Below are 286 nucleotides of genomic sequence, written 5' to 3' on the forward strand. Positions count from 1 at the left end.
TTATTAGGCCACGAAAAAAACATTGGGGGTTTTGGTGTTGTAGTTGTAGGCTCAGTTACTGCGCTTGGCGGCGGTACACTGCGTGATATATTATTAAATCAGCCAGTGTTTTGGATTGCAGAGCCCGATTATTTATACGCCACCTATGGCGCAATATTTATTGCGGTGGTGTTTATTCGCCATTTACCGCACGTATCTAATTATTACATGCTGCTAGTTGATGTATTAGGCATGGCTATATTTAACATTGTCGGCATTGAAAAGTCGTTAATTGAAGGCACTACCA

Annotated in this window: 1 protein-coding gene; it reads left to right on the forward strand. The window is 41.3% G+C overall.

The window, feature by feature from the left end; translation table 11 throughout:
- The coding region (locus AAEY62_RS21850; RefSeq protein ID WP_350636497.1) for a trimeric intracellular cation channel family protein at positions 1-286 on the forward strand (286 nt) is incomplete at both ends.

Source organism: Pseudoalteromonas sp. GW168-MNA-CIBAN-0100 (assembly GCF_040309225.1).
Taxonomy (GTDB): domain Bacteria; phylum Pseudomonadota; class Gammaproteobacteria; order Enterobacterales; family Alteromonadaceae; genus Pseudoalteromonas; species Pseudoalteromonas arctica.